Genomic DNA, 20,964 nt, shown 5'->3' with positions numbered 1-20,964 from the left:
CGGCCTCGGTTCAACTCGACAGAAAAAGCCCGCGTACATCGCGGGCTTTTCGTTGCTCGACGGTCCGGCTCAGGAATCGAGCCTGCCGGCTTGCGGCAGCAGGCTCACGCCGCGCAACGGGCTGGCGAGGATCGCGTCGTGCAGCGCGGTGATCGCGGCCAGGCGCGGGAAGGTCTTGCGCCAGACCAGCGCGATGCGCCGCGACGGCGGCTTGGCCGCGAACGGCTTGGCGACGATGAGCCCGGAATCGTCGCTGCGGTTCTCGACCGACGATCGCGGCAGCACGGTGATGCCGAGCCCGCCGGCGACCATGTGGCGAATGGTTTCGAGCGAGCTGCCGGTCTGCGCGCGCGGGCCCTCGCCGTCCGGGTCGACGCACTTCGGACAGGCCTCGACGACCTGGTCGCGGAAGCAATGGCCCGGGCCCAGCAGCAGCAGATGCTCCTCGGCGAGCTTGCGCGCGGGAATCGCGTCCTCGTGGTTCCAGCGATGGTCCTGCGGCAGCAGCACGACGAAATCCTCGTCGTAGAGCGGCCAGGCCATGAGGTTCTGCTGGTCGATCGGCAGCGCGACGACGGCGACGTCGAGCTCGTTGTCGCGCAGCTGCTCGAGCAGCTTGGCGGTGAAGTTCTCCTCGATCACCAGCGGCATCGTCGGCGTGCGCTCGCGCAGCACCGGAATCAGGTGCGGCAGCAGGTAGGGCCCGACCGTGTAGATCGCGCCGAAACGCAGCGGGCCGGACAGCTCGTCGCGGCCTTCGTGGGCGATGTCCTCGACGAGCTTGGCCTCGGCCAGCACGCGGCGGGCCTGAGCGATCACGCGCTCGCCGACCGGCGTCGGCCGCGCTTCGCCGCGGTTGCGCTCGAACAGCAGCACGCCGAGCTCGTCCTCGAGCTTCTTGACGGCCACCGACAGCGTCGGCTGCGAGACGAAGGAGCGCTCGGCCGCGCGACCGAAATGGCGTTCCTTGTCGAGATTGACGAGGTAGCGCAGTTCGGTGAGCGTCATAGCCAGTCGCGCGGCGTAAGGTATTGGGCGAGCGCGGCCTCGGCGCTGCCGGCTTCGGGCTCGAACTGGTATTGCCAGCTCGCGAGCGGCGGCATCGACATCAGGATCGATTCGGTGCGCCCGCCGGACTGCAGGCCGAACAGGGTGCCGCGGTCGAACACGAGGTTGAACTCGACGTAGCGGCCGCGCCGGTACAACTGCCAGGCGCGCTCGCGTTCGCCGTAAGCCGTCGCCCGACGGCGCTCGACGATCGGCAGGTAGGCCTCGAGAAAGCCGTCGCCGACGCTGCGCATGAGGCCGAAGCTGGCGTCGAAGCCGCCCTCGTGCCAGTCGTCGAAGAACAGCCCGCCGACGCCGCGCGTCTCGCCGCGATGCTTGAGCAGGAAGTAGTCGTCACACTGGCGCTTGAGGCGCTCGTAGACGCCGTCGCCGCTCGCCGCGCAGGCCTTGCGGGCGACCGAATGCCAGTGCCTGGCGTCCTCCTCGAATACGTAATACGGGGTCAGGTCGAAGCCGCCGCCGAACCACCAGACGGGTTCTTCGCCGGGCTTTTCGGCGACGAAGTAGCGCACGTTGGCGTGCGCGGTCGGAATGTACGGATTGCGTGGATGCAGCACCAGCGACACGCCCATCGCGCGAAAGCCGCGGCCCGCGAGTTCGGGCCGGTTGGCGCTCGCCGACGGCGGCAGCCGGTCACCCGCGACGAGCGAGAAGCCCACGCCGGCGCGCTCGAACAGCTCGCCGCCTTCGAGGATGCGGGTGACGCCGTCACCGCGCAGCGGCGCGTCGTCGGGCTTGCGCCAGGCGTCGGCGAGGAATTTCTTCGAGCCGTCGGCAGTTTCGAGGGCGCTGCAGATGCGCGCCTGCAGCTCGCGCAGATAGGTTTCGACGGCGGCGGAATTCATTGCGAAAGACGGAACGGAAGGAGCCGAAAGGCTAACCCGTCTCCGGTCTGCCGTCTCCCGGCCTCAGGCGCGGACCGTGCGTCCGGACAGCAGATCGCGAATCACCGTCGGCCGGGCCGAGCGGCCGAGCGCTCCGGGGACGACCGCGTCGATCTGCCTGCCGAAGCGCAGGCGCACTTCGGTGAGGGTTTTGGCGGGCGCCTGGCCGCTGAGGTTCGCGCTGGTCGAAACCACCGGGCCGACCGCATCGCAGAGTGCCTGGGCGACCGGCTGGCGCGTCAGGCGCACCGCGATCTTGCCGCTGCCGCCGGTGATCCACGGCGGGGCCGCGGGCGTCGCCGGCCACAGCCAGGTGAACGGGCCGGGCCAGGTGCGGTAGGCGCGCTCTTCGATCTTCTCGTTGAGCGGCTGCAGCCAGGGCTCGATGTCCTCGAAATGCGAGGCGATGACGATGAGCCCCTTCTCGGCCGGGCGGCGCTTGAGTTCGAGCAGGCGCATGACCGCGGACCGGTTCAGCGGGTCGCAACCCAGGCCCCAGACGGCTTCGGTCGGGTACGCGATCAGCCCGCCGTCGCGCAGGGCCTTGTGGGCCTGGCGCAGATGGATCGAGCTGACGACTGGTGCGTCGAACTTGGCGGGCTTCAAGACTTCTTCTTCGCGGACGATTTCTTGACCGCTTTCTTGGTGGCGCTCTTCTTGGCCGGGGCCTTCTTCGCGGAGGCCTTCTTGGTGGCGGCCTTGGCCGCAGCGTCCGCCTTGTCGGCCGACTTCCCGCCCTTCTTGCCCTTTGCGGGTTTATCCCTAAGAGCAGCTTCGTTCAAGAAAAACTCACAATCCAGGGCCGACAGCGATTCCGGATCGCGCGTCTTCGGAATGTTCGCCCGGCGCGTGCCATCGGTGATGTAGGGCCCGAAGCGGCCCTTGACGATGCGGATGCCGGTGCCGTCGAAGACCTTGATCGTCGCGGCTTCGAGCGCGGCCGCCTTCTGCTCGATCAGCTCGATCGCGCGCGGCAGGCCGATGGTGTACGGATCGTCGTCGCGCTTGAGCGAGACGTAGCTCTTGCCGTGCTGCACGTAGGGCCCGAAGCGGCCGATGTTGACCTTCACTTCTTCGCCGTTCGGCAGCGTGCCGAGCCGGCGCGGCAGTTGGAACAGGGCCAGCGCATCCTCGAGCGTGATCGTGTCGATGCGCTGGTTGGCGCGCAGCGAGGCGAAGCGCGGCTTCTCGGGGTCGTCCTTGGTGCCGATCTGCACGAACGGCCCGAAGCGGCCCAGGCGCGCGGACACCGGCTTGCCGGTTTCGGGGTCGATGCCGATCTGGCGCGCTTCCGAGACTTCCTGGCGCGACAGCTCCATCTTCTCGTCGACGCGCGGCTTGAAGCTGCCCCAGAAGTCGGCGAGCAGCGGCTGCCAGGCTTTCTCGCCGCGCGAGACTTCGTCGAGCGAATCTTCGAGCTTGGCGGTGAACTCGTAATCGACGTACTGGTTGAAGTGATCGGTCAGGAACTTGTTGACGATCATGCCGACGTCGGTCGGGGTGAACTGCTTGCCGTCCAGGCGTACGTAGTCGCGCGCCTGCAGCGTGCTGATGATGGTCGCGTAGGTCGACGGACGGCCGATGTCGAATTCTTCGAGCGTCTTGACCAGCGAAGCTTCGGTGTAGCGCGGCGGCGGCTGGGTGAAATGCTGCTCGGCGTCGAGCTCGAGCAGGTTCACGGTCTCGCCGACCACAAGCACCGGCAGGCGCTTGTCGTCCTCGTCGTCGTCCTCGCTCTTGTCGAGCGGGTCGGTGACCTTGATGTTGTACGCGGCCAGAAAGCCCGGCTCGAGCAGTACCGAGCCGTTGGCGCGGAACGCGTGCTGCGCGCCGGCCTTCAAGTCGGCGGCCACGGTGTCGAACACCGCGGCGGTCATCTGGCAGGCCATCGTGCGCTTCCAGATCAGCTCATAGAGCTTGGCCTGGTCGGGCGTCAGGTAGCGTGCGACGGACTTGGGCGTGCGCAGCGCCGAGGTCGGGCGCACGGCTTCGTGCGCTTCCTGGGCGTTCTTGCTCTTGCTCTTGTAGTAGCGCGGTTCGGGCGGCAGCGTGCTGGCACCGAATTCGCTGACGATGGTCTTGCGGATCTCGGCGATCGCTTCCTGCGCGAGGCTCACCGAGTCGGTACGCATGTAGCTGATCAGGCCGACGGTGTCGCCGCCGAGGTCGACGCCTTCATAAAGCTGCTGCGCGGTGCGCATCGTGCGACTCGACGTGAAGCCGAGCTTGCGGTTGGCTTCCTGCTGCAGCGTCGAGGTCGTGAACGGCGGCGACGGATTGCGGCGGCGCTGCTTCTTGTCGACGCTGGCGACTTTGAGCGAACCCTGCGCAGCCGCGAGGATGCGCTTGCGCGCGGCCTCGGCGCCGCCTTCCTCGGTCAGCGTGAACTGTTCGACTTTCTGCCCGTCGAGCTCGATGAGCTTGGCCGAGAACGACTGCGCTTCCTTCTGCGCGCGCGCTTCGAGCGTCCAGTATTCCTGGGCGACGAAGGCCTTGATCTCTTCCTCACGCTCGCAGATCAGGCGCAGGGCCGGCGACTGCACGCGGCCGGCCGACAGGCCCGGCTGCACCTTGCGCCAGAGCAGCGGCGACAGGTTGAAGCCGACCAGGTAGTCGAGCGCACGGCGCGCCTGCTGGGCGTTGACGAGATCGTCGGCGATATCGCGCGGATGGGCGATGGCCTCGCTGACCGCGCGCTGGGTGATTTCGTGAAACACCACGCGCTTGACGGTCTTGCCCTTGAGCGCGTTCTTCTCTTTCAGCAACTCGACCAGATGCCAGGAAATGGCCTCGCCCTCGCGATCAGGGTCGGTGGCCAGATAGAGCGAGTCGGCGTCCTTCAGGGCGCTGGTGATTGCCCGCACGTGCTTCTCGTTGCGGTCGATGATCTGGTACTTCATCTGGAAATCGGCTTCCGGATCGACCGCGCCGTCCTTGGGCACCAGGTCGCGCACGTGTCCGTACGAAGCGAGCACTTCGTAATCCTTGCCGAGGTACTTCTTGATCGTCTTGGCCTTGGCCGGCGACTCGACGATAACCAGATTCTTGCTCATTCCCGCCACTGCTGGGCGCGGGCCGGGGTGGCCGCGGGACCGTGCTTATAAAGGGAAGCCGCCGCGCCTGTCTAGCGAGACTTTCGAAGATTTCAACTCTCCGGGCCCGGTTTTCGACGGGTAATCGCAATGAAAAATGTCCGCTGTCAACAGATTTCTGCTCCCACCGAAGCTGGCGCAAATCCATATCTGACGCGGGCTTGGAAAGTGTCCGGGTCGCGGGTGCGAAGGTGCTGCATCCGAGCCATAAGCCTCACGGAAGCTTGGGGATATTGCGCTACGGCGGCCTCAGGCTTGAGCCAGAGCCTAAATCCGGCTACGCGGACCGGAGCTTGTAGGCGCTGCGAGCACATCAGACCGCCACAAACCCGCCATCGACGAGCAGCTCCTCGCCGCCGACGAAACTGCTCTCGCCCGATGCAAGAAAGAGCACTGCTTTGGCGATCTCCTCGGTCCGGGCGAGCCTGCCAAACGGAATGGTCTGCAGCATCCATTCCTCGGCGCCGGCATTGTCCTGCAGGTAGGTCTGCATTGCGGGTGTCAGCACCATGCCGGGCGAGACCACGTTGACGCGGATGCCCCGGTCTTTCAGGTCGGCCGTCCAAGTCCGCGCGAAGGAGCGGATAGCCGCCTTGGTGGCGCTGTAGATCGAGAGGTTGGCGAAGCCCTTGCTGCCTGCACCCGAGCCGGCCAGCACTATCGCCCCGCCTACCGACATCAGCGGCAAGGCTTTTTGCACGGTGAACACCATGCCCTTGACGTTGGTGTTGAAGACGCGGTCGAAGTGGTCCTCCGCAACGCTGCCGATGGGCGCGGACTCGGACACACCCGCATTGGCGAATACGATGTCCACACGGCCATGGTCGCGCTGAATCCGCGCATACAGCCGATCAAGGTCGTCCAGCTCGGCGACATCGCCCTGAACGCCGACAGCGCCGTGGCCGATTTCCCGCACGGCCTCGTCCAGGCGCGCCTGTCGGCGGCCGGAGACATAGACGTGGGCGCCTTCTTCCGCAAAGGAGCGAGCGGTCGTCAGGCCAATGCCGTCTGTGCCGCCCGTTATCACCACGACCTTACCGTCGAATCGCTTCATGTCGTCCGCTCGCTTCCGAATAAGTGGAGGATACCTCCGTTTATAATGCGGAGGTATCCTCCACTTGGCAAACTTCAGGGGGATACCCGATTGGCCGACGAAACGTCGCTGCGAGCCGACGCACAGCGAAACCGTGAACGCATCCTCACAGCGGCAGAGGAAGTCTTTTTGGAGCGGGGTGCCGACGCGTCGTTGGAGGACGTCGCCAAGCGCGCCGGTGTGGGCATCGGAACGCTCTATAGACGCTTCCCTACACGGGAAGAACTGTTGGCAGCGGCCTACAGTGCGCGTTTCGTATCGTTCGCGCAGGCTAGCCGTGAGAGAACATCAGGCCTCGATCCAGCCGCCGCGGTGCGCGCCTATCTCGAAGAACTCGTGATCAGTAGCAAGGTCTATCGCGGGCTGGCCGCCTCGCTGGGAACAGTGCTGAAAATCGGCACCGCGGGCTGCCATGCCACGACCGAGGAAGGTAGGCGACTGCTGTTGCGTGCACAGACGGCGGGCGCCGTCCGTGCAGAGGTCAGTTTCGACGATCTGGTTTGTGTCGCGACCGCGATTACCCTGGCCGTGGAGCGCGAGGCCGATCCCAAGCCCCGCATTGGCCAACTGGTGGGCTTGTTCCTCGACGGGATTGGCACAGGGAAGGCGTCGAGGACTTGAAAAAAAGGCCGGCGCTAAGGCCGGCCCCACAACTCCATGGAAGCCCGAAGACGTGTCTCGGGCACACCATTTATAGGAGCCCGGCCGCTTTGGATCAGCCGCGGCCGCAGAGGATGGACAGCAGCGGATAGTTCGCGAACGGGCAGCTCGAACCGCTACCGGTTCCCGTGCCACCCGTGCCGGTTCCGCCGCCGAGACCGCCGGTCAGGGTGCCGAGCACCTGCTGCACGAGGTTCACCACCGGGGCGAGCACCGTGCCGCCGAGTGCACCGCCGGTTCCGCCATTGGCGCCGCCCGAGAGTGCCGCCGTCAGCGGGCCGAGGATTGCCGGCAGCACCTGGTTTTCGATCGGATCGAGGATCGGCGACAGCGCGCCGTTGAGCAGGCTGTCGAAGGCCGGCGAAAGCACCTGTCCCACAGTGCCCGCCACCAGCGTGGCGAGCTGGTTGGCAGCCTGCGCGATCTGGCTGCTGATCACGCCGGGCTGGCCGGCCTGCTCTTCGATCGCGGCGAGCGGCACGATCTGCGTGGTGACGTTGACGAGCAGGTGGTCGAGCAAGGTCTGCAGGGCGTTGCGGGTGCCGGCCGCGTTGTAGTTCAGTGCCGAATTGAGCAGGGCCTGGGTGTCGTTCAGCGCCGTCGAGATGGTCGACAGCGTGCCGCCCACCACCGGCACCTCGTAGGCCTGCGCCGGAATCTGCGCGAGCGCCGCCTGCAGGGCGGTGTTGAGCTGGGCGACCAGCGCCGCCGCGCTCGACAGCTGCAGGTCCGCGCCGCCGTTGCCGCCGCCGCTACCGGCCGACAGCTGGGTGGCGATCTGCTGCAGGACTGGGCCGAGCTGGGTCGACAGCGGCGCCAGCGGGGTGCCGTTCAAAGCGGTCAGCACCTGCTGGAGCTGGTCCAGCGAGAGCGAGCCGTCGGCGGAGCAGGACGCGGCGGTGCCTGCCAAGCCTTGCAGCAGCGTGCTCAGGTTGACGACGAGCGAGTTCATCGCATCGGTCAGCGCGGCCTGGTTGATCGCACCCGGGTTGGCAGCCGCCGACTGCAGCGGCGCGAGCACGGTGTCGACGATATCGAGCACGTTCTGGTTGACGATGGTGTCGGCGCAGACGAGGACCGACTTCAAAGGTGTGCCGTCGACGGTATTGGCGAGCGGCTCGATCACCGAGCTGCTGAGCTGCGACTGCACCGGATCGAGCGGGCCGGTGACGGCATTGCCGCCGATCGACGGGTTGTCCGGCGTGTCGCTGTCCGACCCGCTGGCTCCGCCGCCGCCTCCGCAGGCGACGAGCAAGGTCATGCTGCTGAGCGCAGCGGCCGAAAGAATGAGTTTGATGGACGGCTTGAGCATTGGGATCTCCCCCAGGTGTGAAAAGCTGGGAGGACCATAAGCCGCTGTTGCTGTAGGTTTTTTCTGACGGTGGAAGAACGGCTCAACGAGCGGGGATCGACGGTGCAGGAGTAAGAAATCAACACCGCCGGTCGTCTCCGACCGGCGGTTCATCAGCTTCCCACGAAAGGTTTTCGGGCCTGATGCGCAGTTCAGGTGCGCCGGCCGTCAGGAAACCTGCGTTACCTTTCGCCCCGCTCAGTGCAGATAGTCGCCCTGGTAATAGACGAGGTCTTCGACGTGCTCGAAAGCCTCCTCGGCCTCGGGCTGGTTGATCAGCACGAGCAGGCAGACCCATTTCACGCGCTCGAGGTCGATTTCGTTGTTGAAGGCCATCAGGCGGTCGATGACCACCTCGCGGTTGACCGAATCGAGAATGCCGAGCTGCTCGAGGTTGAGCAGAAAGCCGCGGCACTCGGGTGACAGCTTGGCGAGCTCTTCGCGCGCGTACAGGCGCATCGAGCGGCCGGCGCTGAAATCGAGCGGCAGCTGGCGTTGTTCGGAGAGCCCTTCGAGCCAGGTGAAGGCGTGGTCCACTTCGTCGAGCGGGAAGCCGGCGGCGGTCAGTTCGTCGCGCAGCGTGTCCTGGTTGTCGGTGTCGGAGAATTCGCCGTGTTGATAGTTCTCGAAGAGATACATCAGCACGTCCAGCACGGTTTCTTTCATGTCGATCCCATTCCGGTTTGAAGAATAAGCGACCTGCGATGCCAGGGCTTGCTTGCCGTGAATCGGCCTGAAAACAAGCACATGTCCACCTTAGCGATGGAGTGATAAATTGTCACCATTTATTTTTGTTGGCTAATTCTCCTAACAATCCGCGACGGCGGGTTCAGGGGGATGTCTGCCTCAGACGCATGATGCGGCCGACCGAATCGCTTGCAAGCCGGCCAGTCAGCTCGCCTTCGAGGAGCGCGCTGCCGATGCGCTCGGCCGACCAGCCCAGCCTTTCGGTCAGCTGGTCGACCGCGGTCGGTGCATCGTCGAGCGCCTGCAAAAGCACACGCAAATCATGCGCCGGTTCCGTGTCAATTGGAGCGTTCCTGTCGGAGATTTCATCTGAGAGGGTGTTCGTAAGGGCATGATTCCCGGTCTGAATCGAGAGCTGGAACGGCTTGGACTCGCCGACTTTGGGCTCGGTGTCGGGGTGTTCGAGCAGGCTGCCGAGCACGCCCGCGAGCTCGACGAAGACATCGTCGACGGTCTCGACGAGCTTGGCGCCCTGGCGGATCAGCTGATGGCAGCCGCGCGCGAGCGGGTTGTGAATGGAGCCCGGGATCGCGAACACCTCGCGACCCTGGTCGGCCGCGAGCCTCGCGGTGATCAGCGAGCCCGATTCGCGTGCCGCCTCGACCACCAGCACGCCGAGCGCCAGGCCCGAGATGAGCCGGTTGCGGCGCGGGAAGTGCTCGGCCTTCGGCGGCGTGCCGGGCAGGAACTCCGAGATCAGCAGGCCGTGGCCGGCGATCGCATGGGCGAGGTCGCGATGCTGGGCCGGATAGACGCGATCGAGCCCGGTGCCGCAGACCGCGATGGTACCGCCGCCGGCCGCGAGCGCCCCGCGATGCGCGGCTCCGTCGATGCCGAGCGCCAGGCCACTCGTAATGACGAGCCCGCGACTCGCGAGCGCCTCGGCGAAAGCCTGGGCGTTTTCGAGCCCGGCGGCGGTCGCGCTGCGGGCGCCGACGATGGCGAGCTGCGGGGCATCGAGCAGCCCGACGTCACCGATGCAGAACAGCGCCGGCGGCGAGGCGCCGATCTCGCGCAGCCGCTGTGGGTAGCGTTTATCGGTGTAGGCGAGCAGCTCGTGGCCGCTGCCGGCGAGCCAGGCGAGGTCGCGTTCGAGCCGGGCTTCGTCGGGCGTCTCGAGCGCGCTTTGTTCGGCCCCGCTCAGCGAAAGCCGCTTCCAGCCGCGGCGACCGGCGCCGATCGCGGCATCGGCGCTGCCGAACGCATCGACGAGCCGGCGAATCTCGGGCGTGCCGAGCGGGGAATGCAGCAGTTGCAGCCAGGCGCGCTGGTCGGCTGTCGAGAGGGCGTCGGTCATGGCCCACGCTAAGCGGGGGCGCGGCGCAGCGGCAAGGGCGGCGCTGGCCCAAATGGAGGACTAACTAACGACTGCTGCCCACCAGCGTGCCGGGTATGGGCGCTTCGACCTTGTCGAGCACGTGGGCGGGCCGGGTCACGCTCATGACCAGCGCGTACGACAGCCGGGCCGTGGTCTTGAACACGAGCATGAGCCCGGCCGGCTGGTCGGGCAGCTGCACGCGACCCTTCGCATGCGGATCGCGAACGAGCTCGCCCTGACGCAGGATCTGCAGCACGTGGCCGGCCTCGAGGCCCTGCTCGGCGCCGCGATTGATCGCCACGATCTGGTACTGGCTGATCTGCGAAAGGCCGTCGAAGGCCGCGACGATGCGCCCGCCGATCGCATGCGTCGGCGCATGCGGGTGGAAATCGGCCTTGAAGGCGTCGTCGTCGACCGGCAGCAGGCGATCGCCGATCAGCGCCTCGCGATACGTCGCGGCGAGCGCCATCGTCGCGGGCTGGCCGAACTGCCTGGCCTCCGCGAGGCCCACCGGAATCGCTTCGAGGCCGAGCACGCGCTGGTCGTCCGGGTCGCGATAGACCTGGCCCGGGCGCACGAGTGCGTAGCGGTAGGGCTGGCCTGCGGGCAGGTTTTTGGCGTAGATCAGGTTGCCTTCGCCGCCGATCAGGTGGTCGTCGACGAAGGCCAGCAGATAGGGCGCGGCCGCGAGCTGCTCGGGCGTGACCAGGCGCGGGCCGCGCAGGAAGTCGCGGATCGCATCGAGCGGAATGGTCGGGATCGCGCCTTCGATGGACGATTCGCGAATCTGCGGCGACAGCCGCTCCACCGCGAGCCCGAGTTGCGGCCGGCCATCGACCACCGACAGCTGCAGCACGTCGCCCGGATAGATCAGGTGCGGATTCGCGACCTGGCCGTTGACGATCCAGATTTCCGGCCACTGCCAGGGGTCGAGCAGATAGCGGTTGGCGATGCTCCAGAGCGTGTCGCCGCGCTGCACCGTGTAGGTCAGCGGCGCGTCCGGCCGCAGGGCCACGGGCGCAACCTGAGGGGCGATCGGCAATGCGGCGGATGCCGGCGCGGAGACGGGTTCGAAGGCGGGCGGAGGCGACGGTGCGGCGGGTGGCGGAGCGCTCGCGCAGGCGACGAGCGCGGCCAGCAGCCCGAGGCCGGCGCAGAACTTCGGCGCGGGGCTGCGGCCAAAGGGGGGCTGCGACCGTTTATAATTTGGCATCACGCCATCCGGTTGATGCCGGCTTTGCGGACCTAAGTGCCCGTCGCCAGCGTGGTTTCGAAACTCTAGCTTTACAGGCAGATACTAGCCATGGCCGTTCTTGAGATACTTCACCATCCCGACCCGCGGTTGCGCATCAAGGCGCGACCGGTTGTCGATTTCGGCCCATCGCTGCAGAAGCTCATCGACGACATGTTCGAGACCATGTACGCGGCTCCGGGCGTCGGTCTGGCCGCCACGCAGGTCGGCATCGACCAGCGCATCGCGGTGATGGATGCGGGCGCCGAGGGCAAGCCCGATCCGCAAGTGCTCATCAATCCCGTCATCGTCGAAGCCAGCGACAAGCAGGAAATGGAAGAAGGCTGCCTGTCGGTGCCCGACGTCGCCGACAAGGTGCAGCGCTACAACAAGCTCAAGCTCAAGGCCTTCGATCGCAACGGCTCGCCGTACGAAGTGGAAGTCGAAGGCTTGCGCGCCCAGGCGATCCAGCACGAGATCGACCATCTCGACGGCAAGCTCTACATCGATTACCTCTCCTCGCTCAAGCGCGAGCGCATCCTCAAGAAGCTGCGCAAGCAGGCCGCGCGCGCGGCGTAGGGTCGGCCCGTTTTGAAACTCGTCTTCGCCGGCACGCCGGACTTCTCGGTCGCGGCGCTCGAGGCGCTGCATGCCGCCGGCCACGAGATCGTCGGCGTCTACACGCAGCCCGATCGTCCGGCCGGACGCGGACAGAAGCTCACGCCTTCGCCGGTGGCGCAGCGCGCGGTCGAGCTTGGATTGCCGGTGTTCAAGCCGCTCAAGCTGCGCGGTAACGACGAGGCGATCGCCGAGCTTCGCGCGCTGCAGCCCGAGCTCATGGTGGTGGTCGCCTACGGGCTGATCCTGCCGCAGGCCGTGCTCGATATTCCGCTGCACGGCTGCTTCAACATCCACGCCTCGCTGCTGCCGCGCTGGCGCGGCGCGGCGCCGATCCAGCGCGCGATCCTCGCGGGCGACAGCGAATCGGGCGTGACGATCATGAAGATGGACGCCGGGCTCGACACCGGCCCGATGCTGCTGATCGAGACCACGCCGATCACGCCGACGACCACCGCCGCCGAGCTGCACGATGCGCTGCAGGCGCAGGGCGCGAGGCTCATCGTCGAGGCGCTGCGCCAGCTCGAAGCCGGCACGCTGCGCGAGACGCCGCAGCCGGCCGACGGCGCCACCTACGCGCACAAGCTCGACAAGGCCGAAGCGCGCCTGGATTGGACGAAGACGGCCGTCGAACTCGAACGCGCGGTGCGCGGCTTCAACCCGGTGCCGGTGGCCTGGACCGAACTCGCGGGCGAGCGCCTGCGCGTGTTCGCTGCGGCGGTCGACGCAGCGCCGGCCGACGCCGAGCCCGGTAGCGTGCTCGGCGTCGATGGAAATGGCCTTGCGATCGCTACCGGCAGCGGACGCCTGCTGTTGCGCCAGGTGCAATGGGCAGGCGGCAAGGTGCTCGCCGCGCATCAGGCCATGCAGGGGCGCGACCTGGGCCGGGCACGCTTGGCATGAGCACGAGCCCGCTCAGCGCCGACACCCGCGACGACGAGCTCGTGCTGCCGCCCGAGCCCGAACGCCCGGATTGCTGCAACGGCGGCTGCGCGATCTGCGTGCTCGACGGCTGGTACGAAGAAATGGACGCCTGGCGCCAGGAGTGCCGCGCGATCAAGGCCGCACATGCCGCCAGGCAGTCCGCGAAGTCCGACGCATCGCCAAAACTGGCGGACTGAACATGCCGCGAACGCATCGCCGTTCGCATTCCTCCCTTTTTGCCGCTGTGGTTGACCGATGAATCCCCCCATGAACAGTCGAGCGCTCGCCGCTCGCGCAGTCGCCCAGGTACTGGCGGGCGCGAGCCTCGACGATGCCATCGCCGCTGCGCGCCGCCAGTGCGGCGAGCGCGATCTTCCGCTGATCAAGAGCATGGCCTACGGCGTGCTGCGCGAGCACGCGCAGCTGCTGGCGCTCGCCAATTCGATGCTGCAACGACCACTCGAAAACGAGCCCGAAATCCAGGCGCTGCTCGAAGTGGGCGTCTACCAGCTGCGCCGCATGCGCATTCCGCCGCATGCGGCCGTCGCCGATACGGTTGCAGCGGTCGCGGCGCTCGACAGGCCGCGCATGTCCGGGCTCGTCAACGCGCTGCTGCGCCGCTATCAGCGCGAGCGCGAAACGCTCGAAGCGGCACTGCCCAGGGATTCGGCGACCACGCACAGCTTTCCGCAGTGGATCGTCGAGCGCGTTTACGACGACTGGGGCCTCGAAGCCGAATCGGTGCTCGTCGCGAGCAACGAACAGGCGCCGCTGGTGCTGCGCGTGAATCGTCGGCGTATCGATCGCGCGAGCTATCTCGCCAAGCTGCAGGCGGCGGGTCTCGCGGCGCAGGCCATCGACGCTGTGCCCGAGGCGATCGCGCTCGAATCCGCGGTGCCGGTCGAAAAGCTGCCGGGCTTCGCCGACGGTGAAGTCTCGGTGCAGGACGCTTCGGCCCAGCTCATGGGCCAGCTGCTCGATCTCGAAGACGGCCAGCGCGTGCTCGACGCCTGCGCCGCTCCGGGCGGCAAGACCAGCCATGCGCTCGAACTCGCCGACGTGCAGATGACCGCGCTCGATATCGATCGCGATCGCCTGACGCGCGTCAACGAGAACCTGCGGCGGCTCGGCCTGAGCGCCGACGTCAGGGCGGCCGATGCAAGCCGGCCGAGCAGCTGGTGGGACGAGCAGCCGTTCGATCGCATCCTCCTCGATGCGCCGTGTTCGGGCAGCGGCGTGATTCGCCGTCATCCGGACATCCGCTGGCTGCGCCGGCCCGACGACATCGCGCGCTTCGCCGATCGCCAGAAGAACCTGCTGACCGCGCTGTGGCCGCTGCTCGCGCCGGGTGGCGTGCTCGTCTATGCGACGTGCTCGATCTTCAAAGGCGAAGGCGAAGACGTGGTCAAGCAGTTCCTCGTGCGTATACCGGACGCCAAGCAGGAAGTCATCGACACCAACGCCTGGGGCGAGTCGTGCAAGCTCGGCCGGCGCATCGCGCCGAACGGGCCTTTCGACGGCTTCTATTACGCCAAGCTGATCAAGCCGAAGCGACGCGGCAGCTAGCTTCACGCTTTCACACGGCCGTGCAATGCTCCGCTGACGCGAGGGCGACGACGGATCGTGCATGCCTGAATATCTGTCACCGGTTCCGAACTGGAGCGAAGAAGAGAAGCCGACGATGCCGGGCTCGCCTTCGATGCCCCGGCATCGCGGCCGCGTGCGGCTGGCCTATGCGCTGATCTCGATCCTGCTCGGCCTGACCGGTGGCCTCGGCACCGCGCTGGTCTCCGCGAACCTGCCGACGATCCAGGGCGAACTCGGGCTCACGCCGAGCCAGGGCGCCTGGCTGCCGGCCGTGTACCTGATGGTCAACGTGTCGATGAACCTGCTGCTCGTGAAGTTTCGCCAGCAGTACGGCATGGCGCGTTTCGCCGAGATCGGCCTGCCGATCTATGCCGCGCTCACCTTGCTGCATCTGTTCGCGAACACGTTTGCGATGGCCTTGCTGGTGCGCGCCGCGAGCGGTGCGGCCGGCGCCACCGTAACCACGCTCGCGACGCTCTACATGCTGCAGGCCTTCGGCAAGAAGAACGTGCCGCGCGGCTTCGTCCTGGGCATCGGCATTTCGCAACTCGCGACGCCGCTGGCCTGGCTGCTGTCGCCGGCGCTGCTCGATCTCGGTGACTGGCGCACGCTGTACCTGTTCGAATCGGGGCTCGCGCTCACCGCGCTGGCGGCCGTGGTGGTGCTCAAGCTGCCGCCGGGCATTCGCATTCGCGTGTTCGAGCCGCTCGATTTTCTGACCTTCGGCCTGCTCGCGACCGGACTCGCACTGGTCGGCGCGGTGCTCGCGCAAGGCCGCGTGCAATGGTGGCTCGCGCAGGACTGGATCGCGTATGCGGCCATCGGCGCGATCGTCCTCATCACCATCGCGGTGGCGATCGAACACCATCGCAAGGTGCCGCTGCTGCAAACGCGCTGGCTCGGCAGCGCGGCGATGCTGCGCTTCACGCTCGGTGCGATCTCGCTGCGCTTCATCCTGTCCGAGCAGACCTACGGCGCCGTGGGCCTGCTGCAAACGCTCGGCATGGGGCCGGATCAATTGCAGCCCCTGTACGCGGTGCTGTTCGTCACCCTGATCGCCGGCATCGTCACGAGTGCGATGACTTTCAGCCAGATGGCGGTGCTGCCGCAGATTCTGTGTTCGATCGTGCTGATCGGCGTCGGCAGTTATCTCGATACCGATTCGACCAGCCTCACGCGACCGCATGATTTGTACTTGAGCCAGGGCATGCTGTCGTTCGCGGCCGGCATGTTTCTGGGGCCGCTGCTGCTGATGGGCGTGCAGCAGGCGCTCAAGAACGGGCCTGCGTATCTGGTGAGCTTCGTCGTGCTGTTCTCGATCACGCAAAGCATCGGCGGCTTGCTCGGGCCCGCGGTGCTCGGCACGTTTCAGGTCATTCGCGAGAAGCAGCATTCGAGTCAGATCAACGAGCACCTCAATCCGGCCGATGCGGTCGTCGCGCAGCGCCTGCAGATTCAGTCGCAGGTTTATGCGCGCACGCAGACCGATCCGGTCCTGCGCAACGCGCAGGGCATGGCGCAACTGGGCCAGGCCGCAACGCGCGAAGCCAACGTGCTCGCGTTTAACGACGTGTTTCGGCTGACGACGACGCTGTCGCTGGTTTTTCTGGGCTGGTCGTTGTTTCACACCGTTCGACTCAAGCGCGCTGCGGACAGGGCAGCGGCGCAAGCGGCTTGAAAGCCAGCAAAGGGATCCATGAACCAGAACAGCAAAGACCCCGCAGCCGATCAGGCGCCCGCCATCGGCGACGGGCCGGTCAGCGTCAACGAAACGACGGGGACCGCGGCCGGTGCCGAAAAAGCGCAGCAGCGCGCCGAAGCCGGTGGCATGTCGCCACCGATCAGCGGACCGACGATCGATCCGAACGCACCGAAGACCCTGCAGGCGAGGCCGCGCACGATCGTGATCATGGCGGTCATCGCGCTGATCGGCGTGCTGCTGATCCTGCGTGCCTGGCGGCTGTGGCCGTTCGCCACGCCGGTGATGACGACCGAGAACAGCTACGTGCGCGGGCAGGTCACCGTGCTCGCGCCGCAGGTCAACGGCTACGTCGTCGACGTGCTCGTGCACGACTTCGACAAGGTCACGCGCGGACAGCTGCTGCTGCGCATCGACGATCGCATTTACTCGCAGCAGCTCGACCAGGCACTCGCCCAGCTCGATGCGCGCAAGGCCGAACTCGCCAACGCCGAGCAATCGCTCGCGTCGAACCAGGCGACCATCGAATCACGCAAGGCCGAGCTCGGTTCGGCGCGCGCGGAGTTCGACAGGGCCAAGGCCGATCAGGGCCGCGCCGACGAGCTCATCGAACGCGGCTCGGTGTCCGAGCGCGAGCGCGACCAGATCACCGCGACCGCGCGCGCAGCGCAGGCGCGAGTGGCGTCCGCACAAGCTGCGATCCACATCGCGCAGGAAAGCTTCAAGGCCACCGGCGTTTCGCGCGGCGGCCTCGAAGCCGCGGTGCGTGCGGCCGAAGCGCAGGTGAAGCTCGCGCGCATCAACCTCGACAACACGCGCATCGTCGCACCCGACGACGGCCAGCTCAGCGAAGTGTCGGTGCGGCTCGGCCAGTACGTGGCGGCGGGTTCGCAACTGTTGTACGTGGTGCCCAGGACGCTGTGGGTGATCGCGAACTACAAGGAAACGCAGACCGCGAACATGGCGATCGGCCAGCGTGCGACGTTCTCGGTCGATGCACTCGACGGCGCGCATTTCACCGGACGTGTCGAGCGCTTTTCGCCTGCGACGGGCTCGGAGTTCAGCGTGCTGCGGCCCGACAATGCCACCGGCAATTTCACCAAGGTCGTGCAGCGCATTCCGGTGCGCATCGCGATCGATGCGGATCAGAAACTCGTCGAGCGACTGCGCCCCGGCATGTCGGTGATCACGCGTGTCGATACCGCGAGTGCAGCGGACGATGCTCAGGCGGAGCCGACGCGGTGAAGCGGCATCGCGGCGCTGTCGCGCTTGCTCTGACGCTTGCGGCTTGCGTTCCTGCGAAGCGCGAGGCGCCTGCGCAAGCCAGGATCAGCGTGCCCGATGCCTGGCGCGAGCCCGATGTCGCCACCGGTGAAGTCGATGCGCAATGGTGGAAGGCGTTCAACGATCCGGCGCTGATCAAACTCGTCGATGCGGCGCTCGCCCACAATACCGATCTGCTGGTGTCCTCGGCTCGCGTCGAGCAGGCGCGCGCGCAGCTCGGTATCGCGAGTTCGGCGCGCTGGCCTTCGCTCAATGCGGCAATCGGTGCGCAGCGCACGCGCACGCTCGGCGATCTCGGCGAAAGCATCGGCAGCGCGATCCAGCCGCAGCTCAGCGCTGCGTGGGAGCTCGATTTGTGGGGCCGGCTCGCCAAGCTCGAGCGCGCGGCGCAGCTGCAATATGCGGCGACGCATGCCGAGCGCGATGCGGCCGCGCTGTCGCTCGCCGCGCAAACCGCCAGTGCATACCTGACGCTGGTGTCGCTCGATACGCAGCTGCTCGTGACTCGGAAAACCGTCGAGTCGCGTCAGCGCGCGCTCGACCTGTTCACCGATCGCGCACGCGTCGGCTACACCTCGCAGCTGGAGCTTTCGCAGGCGCAGTCCGAGTTCGAAGCGGTGCAGCAAGCCGTGCCGCAAATCGAGTTCGCGATTCGCCGGCAGGAAAACGCCATTCGCCTGCTGACCGGCGATTTGCCGGGGCCGATCGAGCGTGGGCTTCCATTGATCGAAATCCAGCCACCCGAAATTCCGGCCGTGCTGCCTTCGACCTTGCTGAGGCGCCGGCCCGATCTGGTTCAAGCCGAGCTCGCACTCGCCGCGGCCGATACGACGCTCGCTGCAAGACGCGCGGATTTTCTGCCGTCGGTCTCGTTGTCCGCGAGCGTGGGCCGCTTGTATGTCGATGCGCTCGACTACGACCCGGTGCAGGTCTGGAGCATCGGCGGCAGCGTGCTCGCTCCGATCTTCAATGCCGGCCGCATCCGCTCGCAATTCGATGCGGCGACCGCGCAGCGCGACCAGGCCGCGTTCGCGTATCGCGGCGTGACGCTGCGTGCTTTCGGCGAAGTGGAGAACGCGCTCGCCGGCGTGGACAGCTACCGGGCGCAGATCGAGCGCCTGCATAACCGTCGCGAGATTCTGGGCCGCTCGCTGACGCTCGCGCACGATCGCTTTCGCGCCGGCTATTCGTCGTATCTCGAAGAGCTCGACGCCCAGCGCAATCTCTACAACACCGAGCTGTCGGCGATCTCGGTGCGCGAGAGCCAGCTGCTCAACCTCGTGAACCTGTATCGCGTACTCGGTGGTGGCTGGAGCGCGCCGACCACCGCACCGCCACCGCCTACGGAGCCTTAGCCGCAGCGCGGCCGAGGTGACGGTCGAAGAAAGCCAGCAGTCGCTCGTAGCGCTGCGTCCGATGCGCTTGCTGATAGAAGCCGTGGGCTTCGTTGTCTTCGATGTACTTTTCGTACGCGATGTCGTGGCGATCGAGGGCTTTCATGAGCTGCTTGGCCTGACCAAAGGGCACGGTCGCATCCAGCCGCCCGTGGATCAGCAGCAGCGGCGCGGTGAGCTTGGCCACCGCATCCACCGGAGAGGAGAGGGTGCTGCCGATGCCGCTCATGTACAGCGCGATCAGGCTGCGTCCGTAGGCCGTCTCGGACAGGAAGCTGTCCTTGCGCCAGGACTCGATATCGACGATGCCGCCTTCATCGACGATGCAGCGGAACAGCGATGGCTTTTGCGTCGCCGCAGTGAGCGCGAGGTACGCGCCGTAAGCCTCGCCGTGGATGCAGATGCGATCGCCGTCGATCTGCCCTTGCTTGCGCAGCCATTCGAGATTGTCGATCAGCGTGCCGGCGAGCCCGATCGCGGGATCGGGTTGCGGCGTCTGTTGCGTCTGGTTGCGTCGCGCTTCGCTGTCGTAGTTGTCGATGTCGAGCACCGCATAGCCGCGGCTGGCGAGCGCCTGCGTATCGGCGTTCCAGGTCCAGCCGGCAGTGGCTCCGTAGAGGCCTTTCAGCTTGACGATCAACGGCGGCTTGCTCGCGCCGGGCTTGTTGTTCGCGATCGGCAGCGTGAGATAGGCGGTGTCCGATGCCGCCGCCGCGGGCAGTTTCAGAGAGCGCCGCGGCGACATCGCGGCCGGATCGATCTTGTCGCGCGAAGACAGCAGGTGCTGCACCTGGTTGCGTGCGCGATCGAACAGGTAATAGGTGCCCGCGTCGCGATCGCTCATCACCTTGACCATCGCTTTGGCGCCATCGCGCGTGTAGTCGAGATAGAGCGCCGAATCCTTCGCCAGATCGCGTTCGAGCATTTGCAGAATGGCGCGGTCCGGATGCGCGCTCTCCAGGTACTGCAAACGCGCCCGTTCGTTTTCGTAAACCCGCAAGGCGATCGGCTCGCGGCGATCGAACGAATAGACGACGTTGAGCGAGCCGCGCGTGCAGCCCAGAACCGCACCGCCCAGCAGCGTGCCGCCCGCGCGGCGCACGAGGCAGCTTTGGGCCGGCCCGCTCGTCTGCGTCTGCGCGTAGAGCACGCTGCCGTCGGGCAGGATGCGCTCGACTTCGACGCGCAGGCCCGCGGGCGCTTGCAGCTCGCTCCAGTCCGAGGCTTCGTCGCGTCGCCAGTACAGATGGTGTCGGCCTTCGTTGTCGAGCACCGAGACGCTCAGCACGCGGCCGCTGGTATCGGCCGCGAAGGTCGCCTTGCCTTTGATCGGCGCGGTGGCGACTCGGACGCGGCTGCCCGCGTCGACGTTGAGCCTGTACGCCGACAGCGCCTCGCCGCGATCGCGCGAGCGGTAATGCTCCAGCAGCACCAGCACGTCGGCGTCGTTGTCGGCGATCGGGTCGATCATCCAGCCGAAGGCGCGATCGATCTGTCCGTCGCGATCGCCGGAGAGGTAGCGCGGGTTCTGGCCGTCGTAATCGACGGCGAACAGATCGCCTTGCGCCGCGGCGCCGCCCATCCGTCGGCCTGCACGGCGCCCGACAGCACCAGCCGCTTCGGCGAGGCCCACCAGATGTCGTCGACGTGCTGCTTCACCGGCAGTTGCAGGCGCAGGCTGGCTTCCATCGTCGCGGTACGCAGCACCACCAGCTGGCTGCGCTCGTCGTCGCGCATGACCGCGGCCACGTAATCGCCGGTCGGCGAGAGCCGTACTTCGACGAAATCGGGATGCGCCGCGAATACCGCGAGCGGAATGTCCGCGGCGGAGCCGGCCTGGGCCGGCAGCCAACCCAGCAAGCCAGCGAAGACGGCGGCGCACTTCCAGATCCAGGCTGCTTTGTTCATCCCGCCGCTTCCCTCCCCAAGGAGCCGGCAGGTTACCAATTGAAGCAAGCCGCGGGCTCGTGGCCGGAGGGCAGAAACGAACAAGGCCGGCAGAAGCCGGCCCTGT

Annotated in this window: 19 protein-coding genes; 8 read left to right on the top strand and 11 right to left on the bottom strand. The window is 66.8% G+C overall.

The window, feature by feature from the left end; all coding sequences use genetic code 11:
• Positions 1-69 precede the first annotated feature (69 nt).
• The 5 genes from WQQ_RS08650 to WQQ_RS08630 form a co-directional block, all read right to left on the bottom strand.
• Positions 70-1,008, bottom strand: coding sequence for a hydrogen peroxide-inducible genes activator (locus tag WQQ_RS08650; protein ID WP_007184769.1), 939 nt, complete (start codon positions 1,006-1,008; stop codon positions 70-72).
• Positions 1,005-1,913: an oxygen-dependent coproporphyrinogen oxidase gene (gene hemF, locus WQQ_RS08645; RefSeq protein WP_007184768.1), complete on the bottom strand. Its 909-nt coding sequence runs from the start codon at positions 1,911-1,913 to the stop codon at positions 1,005-1,007. Before hemF ends, WQQ_RS08650 begins: the two co-directional genes overlap by 4 nt.
• A 63-nt stretch (positions 1,914-1,976) precedes the next feature.
• Positions 1,977-2,558 carry an L-threonylcarbamoyladenylate synthase type 1 TsaC gene (gene tsaC / locus WQQ_RS08640; RefSeq protein ID WP_007184767.1) on the bottom strand — a complete coding sequence of 194 codons (582 nt, stop codon included), beginning with the start codon at positions 2,556-2,558 and terminating at the stop codon, positions 1,977-1,979.
• Positions 2,555-5,005, bottom strand: a complete 2,451-nt coding sequence (locus tag WQQ_RS08635; RefSeq protein ID WP_007184766.1) for a DNA topoisomerase I — start codon at positions 5,003-5,005, stop codon at positions 2,555-2,557. Before WQQ_RS08635 ends, tsaC begins: the two co-directional genes overlap by 4 nt.
• A 352-nt stretch (positions 5,006-5,357) precedes the next feature.
• Positions 5,358-6,098: an SDR family NAD(P)-dependent oxidoreductase gene (locus WQQ_RS08630; protein WP_040453236.1), complete on the bottom strand. Its 741-nt coding sequence runs from the start codon at positions 6,096-6,098 to the stop codon at positions 5,358-5,360.
• Positions 6,099-6,188: 90 nt separating this feature from the next.
• Here WQQ_RS08630 and WQQ_RS08625 point away from each other — a divergent pair, with 90 nt between their 5' ends.
• A complete protein-coding gene (locus WQQ_RS08625; RefSeq protein WP_040453235.1) occupies positions 6,189-6,758 on the top strand; it encodes a TetR/AcrR family transcriptional regulator in 570 nt (189 codons plus the stop codon).
• 94 nt (positions 6,759-6,852) lie between these two features.
• On the opposite strand, the gene WQQ_RS08620 is transcribed toward WQQ_RS08625, so the two are convergent.
• The 4 genes from WQQ_RS08620 to WQQ_RS08605 form a co-directional block, all read right to left on the bottom strand.
• A complete protein-coding gene (locus tag WQQ_RS08620; protein WP_007184763.1) occupies positions 6,853-8,109 on the bottom strand; it encodes a hypothetical protein in 1,257 nt (418 codons plus the stop codon).
• A gap of 237 nt (positions 8,110-8,346) precedes the next feature.
• On the bottom strand, positions 8,347-8,814 hold the full coding sequence (locus WQQ_RS08615; RefSeq protein ID WP_007184762.1) for a Smg family protein: 468 nt from the start codon (positions 8,812-8,814) through the stop codon (positions 8,347-8,349).
• A gap of 163 nt (positions 8,815-8,977) precedes the next feature.
• Positions 8,978-10,192 (bottom strand): DNA-processing protein DprA, encoded by a 1,215-nt coding sequence (dprA, locus tag WQQ_RS08610; protein WP_007184761.1) that lies wholly within the window; start codon positions 10,190-10,192, stop codon positions 8,978-8,980.
• A 64-nt stretch (positions 10,193-10,256) separates the two neighbouring features.
• Positions 10,257-11,426, bottom strand: coding sequence for a LysM peptidoglycan-binding domain-containing protein (locus tag WQQ_RS08605; protein WP_007184760.1), 1,170 nt, complete (start codon positions 11,424-11,426; stop codon positions 10,257-10,259).
• A 90-nt stretch (positions 11,427-11,516) separates the two neighbouring features.
• Here WQQ_RS08605 and def point away from each other — a divergent pair, with 90 nt between their 5' ends.
• From def to WQQ_RS08570, 7 genes are all read left to right on the top strand, one after another.
• On the top strand, positions 11,517-12,023 hold the full coding sequence (gene def / locus WQQ_RS08600; RefSeq protein ID WP_007184759.1) for a peptide deformylase: 507 nt from the start codon (positions 11,517-11,519) through the stop codon (positions 12,021-12,023).
• 12 nt (positions 12,024-12,035) lie between these two features.
• Positions 12,036-12,965, top strand: a complete 930-nt coding sequence (fmt, locus tag WQQ_RS08595) for a methionyl-tRNA formyltransferase (RefSeq protein WP_007184758.1) — start codon at positions 12,036-12,038, stop codon at positions 12,963-12,965.
• Positions 12,962-13,183: an oxidoreductase-like domain-containing protein gene (locus tag WQQ_RS08590; RefSeq protein ID WP_007184757.1), complete on the top strand. Its 222-nt coding sequence runs from the start codon at positions 12,962-12,964 to the stop codon at positions 13,181-13,183. Before fmt ends, WQQ_RS08590 begins: the two co-directional genes overlap by 4 nt.
• A 70-nt stretch (positions 13,184-13,253) precedes the next feature.
• Positions 13,254-14,552, top strand: a complete 1,299-nt coding sequence (gene rsmB / locus WQQ_RS08585; protein ID WP_007184756.1) for a 16S rRNA (cytosine(967)-C(5))-methyltransferase RsmB — start codon at positions 13,254-13,256, stop codon at positions 14,550-14,552.
• 115 nt (positions 14,553-14,667) lie between these two features.
• Positions 14,668-16,251 (top strand): MFS transporter, encoded by a 1,584-nt coding sequence (locus tag WQQ_RS08580; RefSeq protein ID WP_040453768.1) that lies wholly within the window; start codon positions 14,668-14,670, stop codon positions 16,249-16,251.
• Positions 16,252-16,269: 18 nt separating this feature from the next.
• Positions 16,270-17,517 (top strand): HlyD family secretion protein, encoded by a 1,248-nt coding sequence (locus tag WQQ_RS08575; protein ID WP_007184754.1) that lies wholly within the window; start codon positions 16,270-16,272, stop codon positions 17,515-17,517.
• The gene (locus WQQ_RS08570) at positions 17,514-18,911 is read left to right on the top strand and encodes an efflux transporter outer membrane subunit (protein WP_007184753.1); all 1,398 of its coding nucleotides are present in this window, start codon (positions 17,514-17,516) and stop codon (positions 18,909-18,911) included. Before WQQ_RS08575 ends, WQQ_RS08570 begins: the two co-directional genes overlap by 4 nt.
• Here WQQ_RS08570 and WQQ_RS08565 read toward each other — a convergent pair.
• Positions 18,898-20,532 (bottom strand): alpha/beta hydrolase family protein, encoded by a 1,635-nt coding sequence (locus tag WQQ_RS08565; RefSeq protein ID WP_040453233.1) that lies wholly within the window; start codon positions 20,530-20,532, stop codon positions 18,898-18,900. The two genes, WQQ_RS08570 and WQQ_RS08565, sit on opposite strands and share 14 nt — an antisense overlap.
• Positions 20,418-20,858 carry a hypothetical protein gene (locus WQQ_RS24275; protein ID WP_007184751.1) on the bottom strand — a complete coding sequence of 147 codons (441 nt, stop codon included), beginning with the start codon at positions 20,856-20,858 and terminating at the stop codon, positions 20,418-20,420. The genes WQQ_RS08565 and WQQ_RS24275 overlap by 115 nt, the downstream gene beginning before the upstream one ends.
• Positions 20,859-20,964 lie beyond the last annotated feature (106 nt).

The organism is Hydrocarboniphaga effusa AP103 (genome assembly GCF_000271305.1).
In the GTDB taxonomy this organism is placed as follows: Bacteria; Pseudomonadota; Gammaproteobacteria; order Nevskiales; family Nevskiaceae; genus Hydrocarboniphaga; species Hydrocarboniphaga effusa.
The sequence above is the reverse complement of the archived record's forward strand: the minus strand, read 5'-3'. Positions and strand labels throughout refer to the sequence as shown.

Coding starts and splice junctions, on each gene's coding strand:
- WQQ_RS08580 (WP_040453768.1), top strand. CDS start 14,668: ATGCCGGGCTCGCCTTCGATGCCCCGGCATCGCGGCCGCGTGCGGCTG.
- WQQ_RS08650 (WP_007184769.1), bottom strand. CDS start 1,008: ATGACGCTCACCGAACTGCGCTACCTCGTCAATCTCGACAAGGAACGC.
- WQQ_RS08615 (WP_007184762.1), bottom strand. CDS start 8,814: ATGAAAGAAACCGTGCTGGACGTGCTGATGTATCTCTTCGAGAACTAT.
- def (WP_007184759.1), top strand. CDS start 11,517: ATGGCCGTTCTTGAGATACTTCACCATCCCGACCCGCGGTTGCGCATC.
- WQQ_RS08630 (WP_040453236.1), bottom strand. CDS start 6,098: ATGAAGCGATTCGACGGTAAGGTCGTGGTGATAACGGGCGGCACAGAC.
- WQQ_RS08590 (WP_007184757.1), top strand. CDS start 12,962: ATGAGCACGAGCCCGCTCAGCGCCGACACCCGCGACGACGAGCTCGTG.
- WQQ_RS24275 (WP_007184751.1), bottom strand. CDS start 20,858: ATGAACAAAGCAGCCTGGATCTGGAAGTGCGCCGCCGTCTTCGCTGGC.
- dprA (WP_007184761.1), bottom strand. CDS start 10,192: ATGACCGACGCCCTCTCGACAGCCGACCAGCGCGCCTGGCTGCAACTG.
- WQQ_RS08565 (WP_040453233.1), bottom strand. CDS start 20,532: ATGGGCGGCGCCGCGGCGCAAGGCGATCTGTTCGCCGTCGATTACGAC.
- hemF (WP_007184768.1), bottom strand. CDS start 1,913: ATGAATTCCGCCGCCGTCGAAACCTATCTGCGCGAGCTGCAGGCGCGC.
- rsmB (WP_007184756.1), top strand. CDS start 13,254: ATGAACAGTCGAGCGCTCGCCGCTCGCGCAGTCGCCCAGGTACTGGCG.
- WQQ_RS08575 (WP_007184754.1), top strand. CDS start 16,270: ATGAACCAGAACAGCAAAGACCCCGCAGCCGATCAGGCGCCCGCCATC.
- WQQ_RS08635 (WP_007184766.1), bottom strand. CDS start 5,005: ATGAGCAAGAATCTGGTTATCGTCGAGTCGCCGGCCAAGGCCAAGACG.
- WQQ_RS08620 (WP_007184763.1), bottom strand. CDS start 8,109: ATGCTCAAGCCGTCCATCAAACTCATTCTTTCGGCCGCTGCGCTCAGC.
- WQQ_RS08605 (WP_007184760.1), bottom strand. CDS start 11,426: ATGCCAAATTATAAACGGTCGCAGCCCCCCTTTGGCCGCAGCCCCGCG.